Raw genomic sequence first — 1,577 nt, forward strand, 5'->3', positions numbered from 1 at the left:
TTACTTTCTTTCTTAGGCTTATCCCTATTGGCATAAAATTCTTTTATTTCCTCCTCATCAAGCCAAAGTTTCATTGCTTCTTCTAAGGGTTCTTTAATAATATCTTGTGGTTTAGAATTTCTTGTGTCTTTTAAAGAGTATAGCCCTATGGAATTAAAGGCTTTTAAAACGCTTTTAAAAAGCATTAAAACCCTTTTCTTTGCAGTCAAGGCTTATTAATTCTAGGGTGGTTTTTCCAAACCTTTGATTACTAATCCTCATAATCCCCCTCTTTTTGCTTTGTTGGAAATATCAGGAAATATAATTTCATATTTTCCAGCACTTACAGGAGCAGTCTTACCCTTAAACCTCCCCTCAAACCCAAAATAGTAGAATTCCCTCTTTTGTAGTTGTGTAATATCATCGGCTTCTATGTTTAATTCCTCTACTTCTCTTGAGTTAATGCCTCCTTCTAAATTTAAAAAATACGAGTATCCAGATTTCTTGCCACCCATATCAGAAATTAATTCAGCAGACTTTTGTTCATTAATACGCATTATAATTTTTGTATTGGTTAAATCAAAAAGTTTATCAGCTCTTTCTTGTCCTATCTCTGCTACCATATCTGCTAAGGATTGTGTGAGTGCAGTTAAATTTAAATTCGAGCTTCTGCCTTGTGCAAACAGCACTTCAATTCCACGATACACTGAACTAGCCGCTTCATCAATATACACATTTAATCGATGTTTAAAGCTCCTACCAGAGCTTACAACCTTACCAACGCAACATTGAATCATTGAAATAATAACTTTTGAGAGGATTGCAGAGCTTTGTCTTGTTAGCATTGAACCTGTCATAACATAAAGTAACACAGGTTTATCTTCTTCTAATCTATCAATGAAGCGATTTGTCTTAACATTCCCTATGATTTTGCCTATATTCCCAACACTCATCTCTGTTAATGTTGTTCTAAGTGTAGTAGTAACTTTTGAAAAATAATCTTGATTAGAAGAAAGGATTTGCTCTAAGAGGTTTAAAATTCTAATGCTCTCCTTATCATTAAGCAGCAATGAGTCCTCATTAACACTTTCTATTAATTCATCTTGTAGGTATTTAATCCCTTTATAATGTGCTCTTTGTGCTATTTCCTCAAAGGTTAGTGGTTCATTGTTATTATTAATCCTGCGTAAAATATTTAAGGCTTTAACAATAGCAGTTGTTGTTTCTTGTGCGACTTTTAAAAAGAATTCATCTTGTGCTGGAACACCACTTACGATATTGGCAATAATCTCCTCATCGATGAAATAATTATTGAGTGGATTAATTTTTAAAGAATACTCAGGGAATATAGAGCTAATAAACATTATATCTTTTTCTCTGCCACATTCTTTAGCAATTTGCACCATTTTAGAAAATAGAGCAATATCTCCTTTGGGGTCAATAATAACAACGCTTTGATTTTTTCTAATATCTTGCTCCATAATCCCCTCTAACAATCTTGTTTTCCCCACTCCTGTTGAACCAAATACAAAGGTATGATTAGGTCTATTATCATCATCTTGATAGATTTCTATAAAATTATTTTGTTTTTTATCATC

Annotated in this window: 2 protein-coding genes; both read right to left on the minus strand. The window is 32.7% G+C overall.

Translation table 11 applies throughout. The features are described 5' to 3' along the window. Positions 1-185 (minus strand): hypothetical protein (locus tag LS72_RS10410; protein ID WP_034555636.1); only part of this gene is annotated, 185 nt, incomplete at its 3' end. Positions 186-257: 72 nt separating this feature from the next. Beyond that, a partial coding sequence (locus LS72_RS10415) for a type IV secretory system conjugative DNA transfer family protein (RefSeq protein ID WP_138155350.1) occupies positions 258-1,577 on the minus strand: 1,320 nt, incomplete at its 5' end.

Source organism: Helicobacter apodemus (assembly GCF_000765745.2).
Lineage (GTDB): Bacteria > Campylobacterota > Campylobacteria > Campylobacterales > Helicobacteraceae > Helicobacter_D > Helicobacter_D apodemus.